Origin of the sequence: Acetobacter fallax (genome assembly GCF_011516735.1) — a bacterium.
Taxonomy (GTDB): Bacteria; Pseudomonadota; Alphaproteobacteria; order Acetobacterales; family Acetobacteraceae; genus Acetobacter; species Acetobacter fallax.
Genome location: NZ_WOSX01000022.1, coordinates 1 through 15,829 on the forward strand (window position 1 = coordinate 1; position 15,829 = coordinate 15,829).

The window sequence follows — 15,829 nt, forward strand, 5'->3', positions numbered from 1 at the left end:
CGATCCGCGCTCGCCTCCATGGGAAAATGGACGGTCGAAATCATCAGGCGGTTCGATACGGTGAAAGGCTTTCAGATCCTGCCGCGCCGCTGGGTGGTTGAACGGACATTCTCCTGGCTGGGACGGTGCAGGCGGCTCGCCAAAGATTGGGAACAATCCATTGCGTCCTCAACCGCATGGACATTGACAGCAAGGCATTGTCAAGCTTAAAAAACTTTCGAATCGGGCTCTTAATAAGTCTGCTTCACAAATCTCAACATTGCATAATCGATCAACAGACGAGGATGCGCGGGCCCTTCTGTCCGGAAAATTAACAGGAAGGCCTCAAAATCACACAGCACTGGAGTGTACACCCTGGTGGTCTGTCGATCTGGGTGATATTTATCAGGTTCACGAGATAAGACTATTTAATCGCATGGATGGCTGTTTTGAACGAATGTCAAATTTTGCTATATTTTCATTTGAAGATGGAAAAAATGGACACAGCAATATAAAAAAGATGACAATAAATTATTTGGTGGTGTGGATGGAAACCCTTTTATATGGGTGAATGACCAAGGGTTTTTTGCGAGGTTGTTGACAATCTGTGTTCTTTCTGAGGAAAATTATTTTCAGCTTGATCAGATTCAGATCTTTGGTGCGGAATTACAGTCTGTTTGAATTCAGTGTTCTTTTGCCACTAAAAGCCTGTCGTTTCGGGGGCTCCTTGAAATGGCGAGATGAGCCGCTTTATCCATTTTGGTCGTACACAGCCGTATCTTCTGCCGCCTGATCTGAAGTCAAGGCTTACCGCTGACGTAACTGGAGACGGTGTTCGCCGACACCGGTTACGTCAGGAGGAAAGTCGTGCGGGACCTACCGAAAAAAGGCGTTGATCCGCTGGTTGCCATTGGACGTCTCTGCACCCGCAGGCCTTACGATTTCCGTCGGCTTCCCAATCCGAAAGAGCCACTCCGGGTCACGGAGCCGCGGAGTCTTGGTGTCTCGCCATGAAGGGAAGACTGGAAACCATAAAAGCCGAGACCTCATACAGACTACGCAAACAGACCGTCGGGCCGGTCTTCGGGATCATCAAAACGTCATGGGGTTGAGACGTTTCCGCCTACGCAGCCTCACAAAAGTTACGACTGAATGGACCCTCGTCATCATGAATCTAAAATGCCAAACCCGACACGCCTTAGAACCTATTTGACGGGACGTAAAAACCCCGATCACGCCCCCAAAACCCGGGGTAATTCCAAATGGCAATGATCCGGACCATGCTGAAAAAAATTCATTCTGTGAAAAATCATGGGAGAAAAGTTCGTCTATGCACGACAAAGCAGAGCGGTAGGTTGCTGCTCATTCAGCCTTTTGTCACGAGGACGCGGGGCGATGTGGGAGAGACGGGTTGCTGGCCGGAGCCGCCAGCGGCTCTTGTATTGGCCGGGTCGTCGGTCCGGTTCCACCAGCCGCCACCGAGGGACTGAAACAGGCCGACAGTATCGGAAAGGCGTGCGGCGCGGGCTTCGACGAGGTCGAGGCGGGTCTGGAGTGAGGTCGTCTGGATGGTCAGCATGGCGATCTGGCTCAGAGCGCCGAGCCGGGTTTCAGCTTGTGAGATGGTGGCAGACCGGCTGGCCTGGGTGGCGGCTTCACTGGCCTGGGTCAGGGCATCAGCGTCATTATGGATGGCGTTGAGACTGTCGGCGACATCCTGAACAGCACCGGAGATGGTGGCACGATACTGGGCGGCGGCCTGATCGTAGCGCAGGCGGGCACCTTTTTCCTGATGCTGCAACTGGAAGCCATCGAACAGAGGCTGAGTGATCATGGCGCCCAGGGTCCACTGACCGTAACCGGGTACGGCCATCTGCGCGATGGTCGCGGCAGCGAAGCCGGGGGAGAAACCGAGCTGGACGTTGGGCAGACGGTTGGCGATGGCGACGCCGACCTGTGCGCAGGCAGCGTGGAAATATTCTTCCGCTGTGCGGATATCAGGACGCTGGTCAATGAGCTGCGCGGGAAGGCTGACGGGGAGATTTGCCGGCAGACTAAAGCGGGCGAGCTCGAACTCCGGAGTTGGCGTGTCGGGCATATCGTTGGCCAGAGCGGCGATTTCGTCGTGCAGGGTGGCGAGCGTCTGCCGGAGCGGAGGCATGGTGGCTTTTGTCTGGGCGAGCAGGGTGCGCTGCATGGCGACGTCGTTGCCAGAGACATTCCCAAGAGTCTGCTGGGCGAGAGTCGATTTCAGGATGCGTTCCTGGTCGGCGATCATCTCCTGCGTGGTGCGGATCTGCTCGCGGACCATGGCATAGGCGATGGCGGCGTTGACGACGGAACTGGTGAGGGTGAGCCAGGCGGCTTCGAGCTGGTATTTCTGCGCGTCACGCTGGGCTTTTGCGGATTCGACCTGCCGCCTGACGCCGCCCCAGAGATCGGGGGAATAGGAAATATTCAGCTGGGCCGTGTGGATTGTATAGTTCCAGTTATTGGCCATGGGCACGTTTGAATAGGCGCGCGAAGTCTTGAAGCGGGCGGGGTTGTACATGCCGCTGACTGAAGGGTAGAGCGCGCTTTCGCTGGCTTTTTTATCCTGCTGCGAAGCGAAAAGGGCCCTGGTGGCGGCTTCCAGGGTCGGGCTGCGTGCGAGGACGTGGCGGACGAGCTGGTCGAGTTCCGGGTAATGGAACAGGGTCCACCAGTCGGCAGGAATGTTGGCGCCAGACGTGAAGGTCTGGGTGTCGCCCTGGAGCCGTTCAGGAACCGTGCTGGTGGCGGATTTGATGCCGCCCTGAACATACTGGCTTTGCGGGGCAGCAGGACGGTGAAAGTTGGGACCTACAGCGCAGGCCGAAAGCAGGGTTGTGGCGAGAAGAACGGTGACGGTCTTCCTGGTGCTGTCCGGACCCGGCAGGGTCCGTGAGTTCTCTGAGCCTGCGTTGTTGATGACAAACGGGTTTCCTGAGGTCCGCGCCCTCTGACAGGTCTCAGGGGAGAGCCCTGAGGTCTTCACGACTCTCCTGCCCTTATCAGTCATCCCCGCCGTCTCCTGCTGATACTTTGTTCTGTTTACGGGTATCGCGTTTTTCGACCCAGGCTTCGAGTTCAGCGTAGTACGTGGGCAGGATGAACAGGGTGAGAACTGTGGCGATCCCGAGACCGCCGACGACGACTGTTGCGAGACCGCGCTGAACGTCGGTTCCGATTCCGGTGGCGATGGCGGCGGGGAGCATACCGACTGAGGCGACGGTGGCAGTCATGAGGACGGGGCGGAAGCGTTCTCCGGCTCCTTCGAGAACGGCGTCACGCAGGGCCATGCCACCGGAACGGAGACGGTTGATGTTGGAGACCATGATGATGCCGTTCTGAATGGCGACGCCGAACAGGGCGATGAATCCAACGGTGGTGGCGACGTTGAGAGTCTCGCCGCGAACATGCAGGGCGATGAGACCACCGAGCGTTGCGAGGGGCACGACGGCCAGCACAAGCAGGGCCTGACGAAAAAGGCGGAATTCGGCGAAGAGCAGGACAAGCATGACGGCGAACATGATGGCCAGCGCGATGGTGAGACGGGCCTGGGCGCGCTGCTCCTGCTGGAAGGTTCCAGCCCATTCGAGGCGGTATTTCGATGTGTCGAAATGGACGAAACGATCGATGTGGGCCTGGGCGTCCGGCAGATATTGCGACAGGGCGCGACTACCATTGTTCACGCGAATGGTGATCTGACGGTGGTTGTATTCATGCGAGATATTGGACTGTCCGGTTTCCAGCCCGATTTTCGCCAGGGCTTCCAGGGGGATCTGAGCTCCGGAGGTGCCGGTCAGCGGCAGATGGGCGAGCAACTGGAGGTTCTGCGTTTCATTTTTCTGGAAACGGACCGTCATGTTGTAGGTGCGGTCACCGATATAAAGCTGCGAGACGGGAGCATCGCCGATACCGTTCTGGACGACGTTCATGATGTCTGAGACGTTGACGCCGTAACGGGCCATGGCGGAACGCCTGGCGGCGATGGCCAGTTCCGGGATTTCCGGTCCCTGGAAAATGGAGGCATCCGTTGTGCCGGGAACAGTTTTGAGGATGCGGGTGATCTCTTCGCCGATGCGGCGCATTTCGCGGAAGTCATCGCCATAAACGCGCAGGACAAGTGGCGAATGCGCACCGCCGACAAGGTCGTTCATGCCATCTTCGATGGGCTGGCTGATATCAAAGCTGATGCCGGGGATTGTATGCAGACGCTCACGAAGTTTGTGTTCGAACTGCGCCTTGGTCTCGCCTTTGGGCCAGGTGTTGTACGGCTTCAGGCCGACGGGCATTTCGATATGGGACGGGGTCCAGGGATCGGTTCCGGAATCGTTGCGGCCAAGCTGGGTTATGGCATAGGAAATTTCCGGAAAAGAGCGAACGGCCTTGCGGACGTCACTGGCCATCTGACTGGCCTTGTCGAGTGAGATTCCGGAAGGAAGTTCGACCTGGAGCCAGAGGGCGCCTTCGTCGAGTTCAGGCAGGAATTCGCGGCCGACGGTCATGCCCAGGATGAGGACGACAGCGAAGGCAATGCCACCACCGGCATAGGCCAGCAGGGGACGGTCAACGAAATGACCGAGCCAGTGACGGTACTGGTTGTGAAGCCATTCCAGCGGCTTGTTATGGAACAGGCGATGCGGGTTTCGCATGGCGAGCCAGGCAAGCGATGGCGTCAGCGTTGTGGCGCTCAGCAGGGCCCCGAACAGAGCGAAGCTGACGGTATAGGCCATGGGGCGGAAGAGTTTCCCTTCCGAGCCTTCAAAAGCGAAGAGCGGGCTGTAGGCCACGATGATGATGAGCGTGGAAAAGAGGATCGAGCGGCCTATATGGTTGGTGACGCTGAGGACGTCCTTCAGCTCGATCACCTCGGTCGGGCGTTCCTCGCGAATGCGGAGGATGGCTTCGGTGATGACGATGGCGCCGTCAACGACGACGCCGAAATCGATGGCGCCGAGAGAGAACAGGTTCGCCGGCATGCCGAGGGCGTTCATGACGACGAACACGAAAGCCAGGGCCAGCGGAATGGTAACGGCGGCGACGAGAGCGCTGCGGGGGCTGCCAAGGAAAATGAGCAGGACCAGGATGACGAGACCGACCCCCTTGAATACGGTGTCCATCACCTTGTCGGTGGTGGCGTTCACAAGGGTATCGCGATCGATATAGGGAACGATTTTCACGCCCAGAGGGTCGAGCTGTTTTTGCAGGAGGGCGACCTGCTGGTGGACATTTTTCAGCACTAGCGAAGCATTCTGGCCGGTGAGCATGGTGACGATCCCCTCAATGGTATCGGGGTTGCCGTCCTTGCCGAGGATGCCTTCACGGACCTGATGTCCGAGCTGGAGCTGACCGAGGTCACGCAGCTGAACGGGGACGCCGTGGTGCTGCGTGACGGAAATGCTGGCCATGTCGTCAAGATTGCGCACCAGCCCGTTGCCACGGACGATATAAGACTGATCGCCACGTGTGATGCGTCCGCCACCGGCATTGGCGTTGTTGTTCTGAATGGCGGTCAGGACGTCATTGAGGCCGACATTGTAGCGCTGGAGAGCTCCGGGGTTGAGGACGAGCTGGTACTCTTTGGTGAAACCGCCAAAATTGTTGACGGCGGCGATGCCGGGGATCTGCAGCAGGCCGGGCATGACGATCCAGCGCTGGATTTCCGAGAGCTGCATGAGGTTGGCGCGGTCAGATTCCAGCGTATAGCGGTAGATTTCGCCGGACGGTCCGGTGACGGGACCAAGGCCAGGCGTGGCGCCATAAGGCACGGTGACCTGGGCGAGCTGTTCCGTAACGCGCTGACGGGCGAAATAGACATCCGTGCCGTCTTTGAAGATCAGCGTGATGAGGGACAGACCGAAGGTGCTGGACGAGCGGGTATCAACCAGTCCCGGAGTGCTGGCGAGCTGGCGTTCGAGCGGGACAGTGATCTGTTGTTCGATTTCCTCGGCGGCGAGGCCTGGCACCTGGGTCGTCACCTGTACAGTGACGGCGGAGAGGTCCGGATAGGCTTCGATGGCGATGCTGCGCCAGGAGAAGATACCCCAGATGGCCAGAAGGATAGCGCCGAGGAAGACGATGCGGCGCTGACGCAGGCAGCCTGCGATGATTTTATTAATCATCGTTAAGCAGAATGGCGCCTGAGGTCACGATCTGTTCGCCGGGTGTGAGGCCGGAGAGGACGCGGCAGTTATCCCCGTCATCGTAAATGATCTGCACCGCGCGTCTCTCGAAGGTGTGCGGACGGACCTGCACGAAAACTGTGACGGCATCGTTGTTCATCAGCAGGGCGGATTGCGGGACGGAAAGAGTTGCGGGTTCCGGCTCCATAATGGTCATGCTGGCGTACATGTTCGGGTGAAGCTTGCCGTCCAGATTGGGGAGAATGACTCGGACATGCAGGACCTGCGCATCGGGCTGCATGATGGGCGTGATGCCGGACACGGTGGAGTGGAAGATTTTGTCCGGGAAAGCCGGCATGGAAAGGTTGACCGGCTGACCAAGGGCGAGGCCGGCGATATCGCGTTCGGGAACATCGGCTACAGCCCAGACCTCATCAATGCTGGTGACGACGATGAGCGGCTGGGTGATGTCTGTGATGTTCATGCCAGCGGTGGCGTTGACGGCGCTGACATCTCCTTCGATGGGAGATTTGAGGGTCATAACGCCGCTGTCTGTCGTGCTGGCGGAGAGATAATCCAGTTTTGTCTGGGCGCGATCTTCCTCGGCACCGGCCTCCGTGAGCGCTGTTCTGGCTGCTTCAAGATCTCTGGTTGTGCCTCCGCCTGCCGCGAGAACGCCCTGGGTGCGATTGAACGTACGGCGGGCGAGATCGAGATCGGCGCGGGCCTTGATTTCGTCGGCGGTGGCCTGGGCGACATCGGCGGAGAGGATGTGGGCCAGTTCATCGCCAACCTGAACGTGATCGCCGATTTTCACCGTCATATCGATGATGCGGCCTGTAGCGGGCGGGAGGACTGTGACGTTTCGCGAAGGTTCCGCGACGATGGTTCCGGGTGACGTGGTGCCCCGGTTCCACTGACTGACACTGACGGCGCTGACGGTGAGGCGCTTGTCGACGGATGAGCCAGGCTGGACGACCAGCTGGCCGTTGGGCCGATGCTGCACGTCCGGAATGGTTTCGGCTGCATTGCCGGTTTTTTCAGCTGCACGCGCCGGGAACACCGCCGGAAGGATCAGAGCGCCCAGCATCGCCACAGCAAACCGGGTCACAGGCCTGAGCCCGGTGGTGGTCGCGGAGGATGTTTGCAGGCCGTAACGGATTGTGAGCAGGATTTTTCCGACAGGCGCCGGAATTCGGGAACGGTTACCCACGGGCAGGCATACACTCTGTATTATCAGAGAAGTCGTCGGATTCGGGATCAGGCAATATGCACCGTCATCATGAAGAGAATGTGGCAACCCGCCTGTTTCCTTTGGTGGGCGCGGAAAGGTGCGACAGGCCGGACTGGCCTTTCGCCGCGCGTGAAAGCCTCTGCACGTAAAACACCAGGCCACTCTCTGCAACGGGCGCAGGGCGGGTTTTCGGACAATCCAGGCACTCCTTATTTGAAATTTTCATGTCTTTCCTGTCTGCGGCGTCTTCCCGCATCGTTCGCCCTCTTTCTGCTCTGGCGCAGTTGTGACCTGCCATGACAGAGATCGGAACCGGCTGCGCGTCCGCAGACCGTGGACAGAGCGACAAAAACAGGTGAATGACCGCCTTTCCTTTTCCGCCTTTTATGACAGGTCGAGACATGTCGCCCGCGCTTGCGCTTCAGACGATTCAGGCCACGGGTCGTCTGCCGTTTTATCTGATTGTGCTGCTTGGGCTGATCACGGCGATCGGACCGGTTTCGACCGATATGTATCTGCCGGCGTTTCCCCGGCTGGATCATGATCTGGGAGGAGGGCCCGGATCGGCGCAGTTTACGCTGGCCACATGGTTCGCCGGCCTGGCGGTGGGGCAGTTTTCCTGCGGGCCGCTTTCGGACAGGTTTGGGCGTCGCGCACCGCTGCTGGCCGGGATGGCGATTTATACGCTGGCATCCGTGGGCTGTGCGATGACGGCGGATTACCGGGCGTTCTGTCTGTTTCGTTTTCTGGCGGCACTCGGCGGCTCGGCGGGCAGTGTGGTGCCGCGGGCATTTATTCGCGATATTGCAACCGGTCGCGAAGGCGCGAAGATCATGACGCAGCTGACGCTGATCTTTGGCGTGGCGCCGATCCTGGCACCATCGCTGGGCGGACTGGTTCTGGCTGTCGGGTCCTGGCGCTGGATTTTCTGGATTGCGGTGCTTTACGGCATCCTGGCGATTACGACGATCTGGTTTCTGTTGCCGGACACATTGCCGGTGTCCCGGCGTCTGCGACTGCCTCCGGTGGCAATTCTGGCACGCTATGTGACGATCATGCGGGAGCCGCACTTTGTTCTGAACGCGATGATCGCGAGTGCCGGCACGTTCGTGATGTTTGCCTATCTGGGTGGGTCGCCGGTTGTTTTTGAGCATCTGATCGGTTTCACGCCTCAGCAATATGCGCTGTTCTTCGGAGCAAACGCAGCGGTGTTCATTGCCTCGAACCAGGTGAGCGGGCGCCTGGTGCATCGGGTGCGGCTGGAAACCCTGATGCAGTGGGGCATCGTGGGCACGGCGCTGACGGCGGGGCTGTTCGTGCTGCTGACTGCGACGGGTGTGGCGACACCGGCGCATCCGGTGCTGATCGGGGTGCTGATTATGGGCGTGAACGCGGCACTTGGCTTTGTTGGAGCAAATGCGACGGTTCTGGCGTTTCATCATCATGGCGCTCATGCCGGGAGTGCGTCGGCGCTGCTGGGGACAATGCAGTTCAGTATCGGGGCGGTGAGTGGCATTCTGATGGGGTTCATGCCGACGAACTCCGTGGTTCCGATGGCGTGCGTGATGGCGCTGGGGCCGGTGATGATGCTTATGGCGAATACGTTGCGGCGTCGGTGGTGTGCGGAGGTTACGGAGTGATGACCGAAAGCGTGCAGGAGGACAGCGGGCCACGGGTGTCGATCCGGTACTGCACGCAGTGCAACTGGCTGCTGCGATCCGGCTGGATGGCACAGGAACTGCTTTCGACGTTCGGCCAGGCGCTGGGTGAGGTGGCGCTGATTCCCGGTGTGGGCGGGGTTTTTGAGATCCGGGTCGGGGATGTTCTGGTCTGGGAGAGGAAGCGGGATGGTGGATTTCCGGGACCGAAGGAACTGAAGCAGCGGGTCAGGGATGTGATTGAGCCCGGGCGCGATCTGGGGCATGTCGACCGGTAGAAGGTTTCCAGACAGGCGCGCCTTCACAGCGGGAGCGTTTCAGGACACGGCTCTCAGTAATCCCGTTTTCGATATGCCTTCAGATATGTTTTTACAGGCCCCGTCGCGCATTCTGTGACGTTATGGCCGGATTGTTTCGTGATGCCTGATAATCTGTTTTTGCCACATGGGCTTATTTGTGGTTTGAACAGGGCTGTGTCGATTTCAGCGTTTTTATGAACCGGCATTGAAACGACGAGGTCGGGGGTCTGCTTTCCGGTTGCTCCCGACGATCAGTGCCGGCTTCCACTGCAAGGGATCTGCGGATCATCATGACCGGAAAATATCTTTCATGCCTGCTGCTGCTGTCTTCCGCCGTGGCACTGGTGCCTTCGGCACGGGCACAGACGGATGAGATTGTGATCGACTCTCTGCAGGAGGGAAAACCGTTTCCGCATTTCTGGGAAACGATGTTCGGTTCCGGACGGGCCGTTCTGGGGCTGCGGGAGAATTATCTGAAGAATATGTCACTGGTGAAAAGTGCTGCGAATTTTAATTACGTTCGCTTTCATGGAATTTTCGGTGACGAGATGGGAATTGTTTCGCTCGGTGATGACGGGCGTCCTGTCTATAATTTTCGGTATGTCGATCAGGTTTATGATGCGCTTCTGGCGCGTGGTGTACGACCGTTTGTAGAACTGGGTTATATGCCTGGCCTGCTTGGGGCGGATGCATTTCGGCGCCGGGGCGGATTGCAGCCGATGCAGCCGCAGGCTCCGAAACTTCATCGTGTAACGGATTACAGCAGCGGGACATTCTGGTACCGCGCCAATGTGTCACCGCCGGAGAATTATGCGCAGTGGGATGATCTGATCCGGACATTTACGCGGCATGTTGAGGATCGCTATGGGAAAGATGAGGTCCGTCACTGGTATTTCGAGGTCTGGAATGAGCCGAATCAGGCATCATGGACCGGAAATCCGCAGATGGAGACTTACTTCACCCTGTACGACCATACGGCCCGGGCGATTAAGGATGTTGATCCGCAACTGAAGGTTGGTGGCCCTGCCACGGCGACGACAAGCTGGGTGCCGGAGTTTCTGGCCCATATCGCGACGGCGCATAGTCCGATCGATTTTCTGTCCACGCATGTTTACGCCAATGATCCGCCGGAGCGGGTTCCTGTTGCGGATGCGCTGAAGACCCCGGCGCATATGGTGTGTGCGGCTACAGCACACGTGAAGGATATGGAAAAGGATGCGAAGCAGGCGCGTCTTCCTCTGATTATTTCTGAATTCGGGGCAGACTGGAATTCAGCGAATGGTCTTTCGGCCAGCACATATATCGGTCCGTGGCTGGCACAGACTGCGCATGATTGTGACGGTCTGACAGAAATGATGAGTTACTGGACGTTTTCGGATAATTTTGAAGAGCAGGGGATTCCGGGTGCGGAACTTCCCGGCATATTCGGGATTGTCTCCGAGCAGGGAATTCCGAAGCCGGCATTGAATGCGTTTCGCCTGCTGCACAGGCTGGGAAACCGGCGTTTGCCGGAGAGTAATGATGCTGCTCTGGTCACGCGGGATGCGGACGGGCATATCGATGTTGCATTCTGGAATTATCATACGCCCGATCTTTCGGAAGCGCAGCTGGCTTCAGATGGGATGAAGAAGATTTTTCATGTGCGGGTCAGGTCATCTTCCGTGCGGACGCCTGTGAAGGCACGGTTGTGGCGGGTGGATCAGGCGCATGGGAATGTGATGCCTGCCTACCGGCGTCTTGGGATGCCTGTCGTGCCGACCCCGGCGCAGCAGAAGGTTCTGGTGCAGGCAGCAGCGCCGGATACGGGGCAGGAGGTGGTGATTCCGGCTGAGGGGATTGATATTGCAGTGCCAGCTCAGGGACTGGCGTTGCTGGAAGTGGCCCGGGGAAGTGTGGACTGAGAGCCTGCTTCCGAAGTTTCTCCGCTGAGCGGGAGCGCTCCGCGAGGGGCGCGGCCAGCATGTGTTTTTGGGCACGAAAGCAGAGCGGCCATGGGCGTCGGAATCCAGAAGGAAGCGTCACGCGAAGGCGTGCCGCATGTCGGCCCCTTCATCTTGATATATTGATAAATAATACCGACCAGCATTGAGGTTGATATACGGCAAGAGAGCCCTGTGGCTCTGCCCCGTGCCCCGCCAAAGGTCGCAGATCTTTGGAATCCGTATTATTAGTCAACAGATCAGGGTGAAGGGGCATGCGGTCCTTTCCGGGTACGGGCAGAGCCCGGACTTCTTTATGACAGTCAATCTTTATGCTGGCTGATATAATAACGGGCTTTACCCGATGTGTTCGCGTCTTCAGTTATTCTCTCTTGCAGCCGGTCAATTTCATCGTGGCTGAAAACTTCAATACCGTTCTGACGCAGGAGCGCGGCTGTCGCTCCGGTTCCCGGATGGGTTTTTCCTGAAAAACTGCCGTCATAAATCATCGTGCTGCCGCAGGACGGGCTTCCGTCTGTCAGAATGGCGTAGGCGCAGCCATGGTCGCGCGCGAGGTCAAGAGCTGCTCTGGCGCCGATGATAAAGAGAGCGGTCACATCCTCCCGGGCATCGGTGACGATGCGGGCAGAACCATCCAGCACAGCATCGCCAGACCGGCCATCCGCGATTTCAGCCGGGAGACGCGGCACGCTGAAACCGGCGGCAAGTTCCGGACAGATCCGGATCAGTCTGCCTGCCACTGACGGAGTGACGGATGAGACACTGTTTTAGCGGTTCCGTTATAGCGGACAGGCTGACCGGCCAGGCAGGAGCTGATAAGAATTTTCTTTGTCATGACAGTTAATTTTTAATATTAACCCCGATTTTTATGCCTGCAATGGAGGCGATCCGGACGGCTTTCAGAACGGAGGTTATCTGCACGCAGACGGAAGTAGCGTTTGTCGCACAAGGGACAGGCGCAAGCAAGAAATCAGGCCTTGTCATTCCCAAAGCACTTCCGAACGGTACACGCTGTCTGGAAGGGCTGCGTGCGGCTGGATGATTATGTGGTTGTGGCACCGGCCAGGATCGTGGAACCCGGACCGGTTGGTGGTCGTTAGCTGTCAGAGAAGACGTCGATTCTGTTCGCCCGCCCGGAGGAAGATTCCGAATGTCTGAACTTTCAAAGAAAAACTGTGTTCCCTGCAGCGGTGGTGTTTCGTCTTTGAGCCGCGAAGAAGCGGAGGCGCTGCTTGTACAGACGAAAGGCTGGTCGTTGTCCGATGATGCGACGCGGATCGAACGGCATTTTAAATTTCCGGATTTTGCGACATCGCTTGCCTTTGTCGACAAAGTCGGTGCTCTGGCAGAGGCTGAGCAGCATCACCCTGACATGACATTTGGCTGGGGCTATGCCTCTGTTTCGTTCTCTACTCATAAAATCAAAGGGTTGCATGAGAATGACTTCATTATGGCTGCCAGGGTAAACGGGTTGCCGGACGCCACCTGACATTATGGACCACAGGCGATGAATCGCCATGACTTTCCGCTGAATATCCGGCATAACAGGACGATCACCATGCCCGCTCCCCATTTTGTTACGCGTGTTCTGACCTCGGGACTGACAGGGACTGTGATGTCTTCTGCCGCGGTTCTGCTGCTTTCGGCCCGACGGGATGGTCATCCCTGGCGCGGACTCAACTGCACGGCGCACTGGCTGCATGGAGATGAGGCAGCCGACTTCGGGAGATGCGACCTCGCTCACACCGCCACTGGTTTCGCAACCAATCTGGGAGCCACGTTTTTCTGGGCGGTCTTTTATGAAGCCGCCCTTGGTGCGAACCCGTCCTGGCTTCGTTTTGCAGGTGTGACAGCGGCTCTGGGGCCGGTATCAGCCATCGTGGATTACAGGGCGACACCGAAGCGTCTGACGCCCGGATGGGAGTTGATTTTCGGAAAACGCGAGATGACCACGATCTATGGTGCGCTGGTGCTGGGCATGGCAGCCGGGAGCGGGCTTGTCCGCTGTTGCGGGCGGAAGAACTGCGGCTGAGTTCCCGATAGCCTGCTCAACACTCAGAAATTTTATGTTCTGCACACGATCTGTGGCATGCAGGATCTGATTGCTGAAATTAGCGCGGGTAGTGGCACGTGATTTCGGCCGGGTTGTTCGGTGTTACTGTCAATACAAAAAAGCCAGCCCCGTTGCAGCCGGCACGGGCCTTTTTTGTATTGTGGACGACTGTGATCAGGTCGTGATTGTAATCGTCTGCTGTTGCCGGCTTTTGCGACAGAGATCGTGGTTGCCACTCTGCCTGCTGAGACCAGTCATGTCGCCCTCAGGAGCTGAACATGGTCAGATGGAGAGAAACGGGAAGACTCCTTGCCCACCGGAAACCGCATCAGGTTCTGAAAGCAAAAAATCGCGAATTTATCGCGCCAGACAGAGAAAAATAAACCGGAAAATTATTGCTTTCTCCATTATATAATCAGTCATAACACGATATTCGCCATTGAAATACCGTTTTCAGACGCCGCTTACTGTGGCTGTGTGCTCATTTCCTGCATAAGAGCCTGCACATTTTCGGGACTGGAGTTGATCAGGGCGATATTGGCCGGATTGAGCTTCGGTGCCTGAGCTGAATTCTGACCCTGAGGCTGGCGGGTCAGGGCAACGGTCATGCCGAAACAGGTGAGACCGAGGACAAAATCACGCGCGGTAAAGCCATGGGCTTTCAGGAGCGGGGCGAGGCCCTGCACGGCATTGACGCGCTGGATCGTGGCATCGAGCGAGAGGTGTTCACCAGGAGGTGGTGGCTGGAGACCGGAGGCGCGGAGAGCCTGGAGGGTAGTCGTCATGCGGGGCATGAAGTCGGGAGGCAGGCGCCAGGATGCCGCGGTCTGCACGTCTTTTCGCATCTGAGCCATTTCCGCGGCGGAAGGCTGGCTCTGAGGCTGTGGCGCGGCCTGCTGACCCTGCTGCATGGGCATATCCATCTGCATCTGCTGATCCTGCGCCATGGCGGCGGCGGATGTGCTTAGCAGGGCCGCGAGGGTAAGCGCGGATGTGATACGACCGGAAGTGCGGCGCGAAAGGTGACGCTGTGTGGACATGATGATGATCTTCTCCTGATCGGCAACCTGTTGTTTTTATTAACTTCGTTCGCGGCGGTTCGTCACGAAACGGGGTCCGGGACTGTCTTCAGACCGCAGTAACCCATTCACCGGCGCGCATCAGTGGCACGGAACCGCCGGCTGCATCGAGGCCGGTGACGCTGACATCACCCGAACCAATCATCCAGTCGATATGGATAAGGCTGCTGTTGGCACCCCGTGCAGCGAGGGACTCCGGAGTTTTGCCGCCGCCTTCTGTCATGCATTCGGAGTAGGCCTGACCGAGAGCGATGTGGCTGGATGCGTTTTCGTCAAAGAGGGTATTCTGAAAGAGGAGACCGCTTTGCGAGATCGGCGAAGAATGGGGCACGAGAGCGACTTCGCCGAGGCGGCGGGAGCCTTCATCGGTATCGAGGACACGCTGGAGCACGCTTTCGCCTTTTGTGGCGTGGGCTTCAATGATGCGCCCCTGCCCGAAGCGAACTTCGATGCCTTCGATGAGGGTACCCTGATAGGAAAGCGGCTTGGTGCTGCGGACGTAGCCTTCGACCTGAAGGCGGTGCGGGGTCGTGAAGACTTCTTCCGTGGGAATGTTGGGATTACAGATGACGCCATTTTTCGCCTTGCTGGAACCTCCCGCCCAGAGGTGGCCATCGGCGAGACCGATGGTGAGGTCCGTTCCGGGGCCGGTGAAATGGAGTGCGTCGAAGCGGCGGTCGTTGAGATAATTCGCTCTGCGGTGAAGCTGGTCGTTATGTTTGGCCCAGTCGGCTACCGGGTCCTCACCGTTGATGCGTGAGGCGTCGAAGATCGCGTTCCACAGTTTGGGAACAGCGAGGACTTCGGGCATGCCGGGGAAGACGAGCGCCGCCCAGGCGGGGGTTGCCGCAGCCACGATGTTCCAGTTCACGGCGAAGCTGGTAATGAGTTCAAGGGCCGGGCGGTTGGCGATGGATGCGGCGCGGCTGGCGCGGGAGACGAGATCCGGGTTCTGACCGCTCAGGAGCGCGGGGTTTCCGCCGGTGATGGCGAGACGGGCGGCGCCTTCGCGGAAGCCTGTGGCCATGCCGTCCGCGAGCCAGTCGGCGGCCGTGTCGAAGGTGTCTTCGGTGGCATTGCCGAAGCGGGCGAGAGCGGCTTCGTCATCGGCATAGAATGTCGTGACGAGGGATGCGCCAGCTTTGTAGGCGTGTTTTGTGATCTGCCGCACCAGAGGGACGGCTTCCAGCGGTGCCGTCACGATAACCTGCTGTCCATGCCGGACGTTCAGGCCAACATTGACAGCGGCCCGGGCGAGCCTGTCTGTTCCGGCCTGGATGCTTTTCTCGACGGGACAGAGTGTGACCATGGATGAGGGCTCCCGTTATAACTCGTTTTGCAGGACAGGCATCTGACGGCCATCCTGCTATGCTATTTTTGGGAAGGTGAGCACCCGGACGGGAAAAGAGCAACCCGGGCAGACCGGGTGCTGGTTTGCGGG

13 protein-coding genes and 1 pseudogene are annotated in these 15,829 nt (G+C 58.3%); 8 read left to right on the forward strand and 6 right to left on the reverse strand.

Features of this window, described 5'->3' with window-relative positions; translation table 11 throughout:
• The 3 genes and pseudogenes from GOB85_RS11435 to GOB85_RS19880 all read left to right on the forward strand — a co-directional run.
• The coding region (locus GOB85_RS11435; RefSeq protein WP_173577661.1) for a transposase at nt 1-210 on the forward strand (210 nt) is incomplete at its 5' end.
• A gap of 49 nt (nt 211-259) precedes the next feature.
• Nucleotides 260-550: a galactose-binding domain-containing protein gene (locus GOB85_RS19770; RefSeq protein WP_408737068.1), complete on the forward strand. Its 291-nt coding sequence runs from the start codon at nt 260-262 to the stop codon at nt 548-550.
• Between the two features lie 254 nt (nt 551-804).
• Nucleotides 805-1,192: pseudogene (locus GOB85_RS19880) on the forward strand (transposase); the annotation flags it as partial.
• Between the two features lie 153 nt (nt 1,193-1,345).
• On the opposite strand, the gene GOB85_RS11445 reads toward GOB85_RS19880, so the two are convergent.
• The 3 genes from GOB85_RS11445 to GOB85_RS11455 are packed head-to-tail and all read right to left on the reverse strand — an operon-like array spanning nt 1,346 to nt 7,338.
• Nucleotides 1,346-3,019, reverse strand: coding sequence for an efflux transporter outer membrane subunit (locus GOB85_RS11445; protein WP_173577659.1), 1,674 nt, complete (start codon nt 3,017-3,019; stop codon nt 1,346-1,348).
• Nucleotides 3,012-6,125 (reverse strand): efflux RND transporter permease subunit, encoded by a 3,114-nt coding sequence (locus GOB85_RS11450; protein ID WP_173577658.1) that lies wholly within the window; start codon nt 6,123-6,125, stop codon nt 3,012-3,014. Before GOB85_RS11450 ends, GOB85_RS11445 begins: the two co-directional genes overlap by 8 nt.
• Nucleotides 6,118-7,338 carry an efflux RND transporter periplasmic adaptor subunit gene (locus GOB85_RS11455; RefSeq protein ID WP_338421717.1) on the reverse strand — a complete coding sequence of 407 codons (1,221 nt, stop codon included), beginning with the start codon at nt 7,336-7,338 and terminating at the stop codon, nt 6,118-6,120. Before GOB85_RS11455 ends, GOB85_RS11450 begins: the two co-directional genes overlap by 8 nt.
• 422 nt (nt 7,339-7,760) lie before the next feature.
• On the opposite strand from GOB85_RS11455, the gene GOB85_RS11460 reads away from it, so the two are divergent.
• The 3 genes from GOB85_RS11460 (at nt 7,761) to GOB85_RS11470 (ending at nt 11,217) form a co-directional block, all read left to right on the forward strand.
• Complete coding sequence (locus tag GOB85_RS11460; RefSeq protein ID WP_173577657.1) at nt 7,761-8,999, forward strand: multidrug effflux MFS transporter; 1,239 nt, start codon at nt 7,761-7,763, stop codon at nt 8,997-8,999.
• Nucleotides 8,999-9,295: a SelT/SelW/SelH family protein gene (locus GOB85_RS11465; protein ID WP_173577656.1), complete on the forward strand. Its 297-nt coding sequence runs from the start codon at nt 8,999-9,001 to the stop codon at nt 9,293-9,295. The genes GOB85_RS11460 and GOB85_RS11465 overlap by 1 nt, the downstream gene beginning before the upstream one ends.
• A 311-nt stretch (nt 9,296-9,606) precedes the next feature.
• On the forward strand, nt 9,607-11,217 hold the full coding sequence (locus tag GOB85_RS11470; RefSeq protein WP_173577655.1) for a GH39 family glycosyl hydrolase: 1,611 nt from the start codon (nt 9,607-9,609) through the stop codon (nt 11,215-11,217).
• Between the two features lie 341 nt (nt 11,218-11,558).
• Here GOB85_RS11470 and GOB85_RS11475 read toward each other — a convergent pair whose 3' ends face one another.
• Nucleotides 11,559-11,996 carry a DUF523 domain-containing protein gene (locus GOB85_RS11475; protein WP_338421716.1) on the reverse strand — a complete coding sequence of 146 codons (438 nt, stop codon included), beginning with the start codon at nt 11,994-11,996 and terminating at the stop codon, nt 11,559-11,561.
• A 410-nt stretch (nt 11,997-12,406) separates the two neighbouring features.
• Between GOB85_RS11475 and GOB85_RS11480 the strand changes: the two genes are divergently transcribed.
• Nucleotides 12,407-12,745 (forward strand): 4a-hydroxytetrahydrobiopterin dehydratase, encoded by a 339-nt coding sequence (locus GOB85_RS11480; protein ID WP_173577654.1) that lies wholly within the window; start codon nt 12,407-12,409, stop codon nt 12,743-12,745.
• Nucleotides 12,746-12,763: 18 nt separating this feature from the next.
• Nucleotides 12,764-13,288, forward strand: a complete 525-nt coding sequence (locus GOB85_RS19295) for a hypothetical protein (protein ID WP_242011463.1) — start codon at nt 12,764-12,766, stop codon at nt 13,286-13,288.
• 485 nt (nt 13,289-13,773) lie between these two features.
• On the opposite strand, the gene GOB85_RS11490 is transcribed toward GOB85_RS19295, so the two are convergent.
• A complete protein-coding gene (locus GOB85_RS11490) occupies nt 13,774-14,349 on the reverse strand; it encodes a hypothetical protein (protein WP_173577653.1) in 576 nt (191 codons plus the stop codon).
• 88 nt (nt 14,350-14,437) lie between these two features.
• On the reverse strand, nt 14,438-15,697 hold the full coding sequence (locus tag GOB85_RS11495; protein ID WP_173577652.1) for an aminopeptidase: 1,260 nt from the start codon (nt 15,695-15,697) through the stop codon (nt 14,438-14,440).
• Nucleotides 15,698-15,829 lie beyond the last annotated feature (132 nt).

What these genes read in the sequence shown, in the direction of transcription:
- GOB85_RS11495 (WP_173577652.1), bottom strand. Translation starts at nt 15,697, where the DNA reads ATGGTCACACTCTGTCCCGTCGAGAAAAGCATCCAGGCCGGAACAGAC.
- GOB85_RS11490 (WP_173577653.1), bottom strand. Translation starts at nt 14,349, where the DNA reads ATGTCCACACAGCGTCACCTTTCGCGCCGCACTTCCGGTCGTATCACA.
- GOB85_RS11465 (WP_173577656.1), top strand. Translation starts at nt 8,999, where the DNA reads ATGACCGAAAGCGTGCAGGAGGACAGCGGGCCACGGGTGTCGATCCGG.
- GOB85_RS11480 (WP_173577654.1), top strand. Translation starts at nt 12,407, where the DNA reads ATGTCTGAACTTTCAAAGAAAAACTGTGTTCCCTGCAGCGGTGGTGTT.
- GOB85_RS11450 (WP_173577658.1), bottom strand. Translation starts at nt 6,125, where the DNA reads ATGATTAATAAAATCATCGCAGGCTGCCTGCGTCAGCGCCGCATCGTC.
- GOB85_RS11470 (WP_173577655.1), top strand. Translation starts at nt 9,607, where the DNA reads ATGACCGGAAAATATCTTTCATGCCTGCTGCTGCTGTCTTCCGCCGTG.
- GOB85_RS11460 (WP_173577657.1), top strand. Translation starts at nt 7,761, where the DNA reads ATGTCGCCCGCGCTTGCGCTTCAGACGATTCAGGCCACGGGTCGTCTG.
- GOB85_RS19295 (WP_242011463.1), top strand. Translation starts at nt 12,764, where the DNA reads ATGAATCGCCATGACTTTCCGCTGAATATCCGGCATAACAGGACGATC.
- GOB85_RS11445 (WP_173577659.1), bottom strand. Translation starts at nt 3,019, where the DNA reads ATGACTGATAAGGGCAGGAGAGTCGTGAAGACCTCAGGGCTCTCCCCT.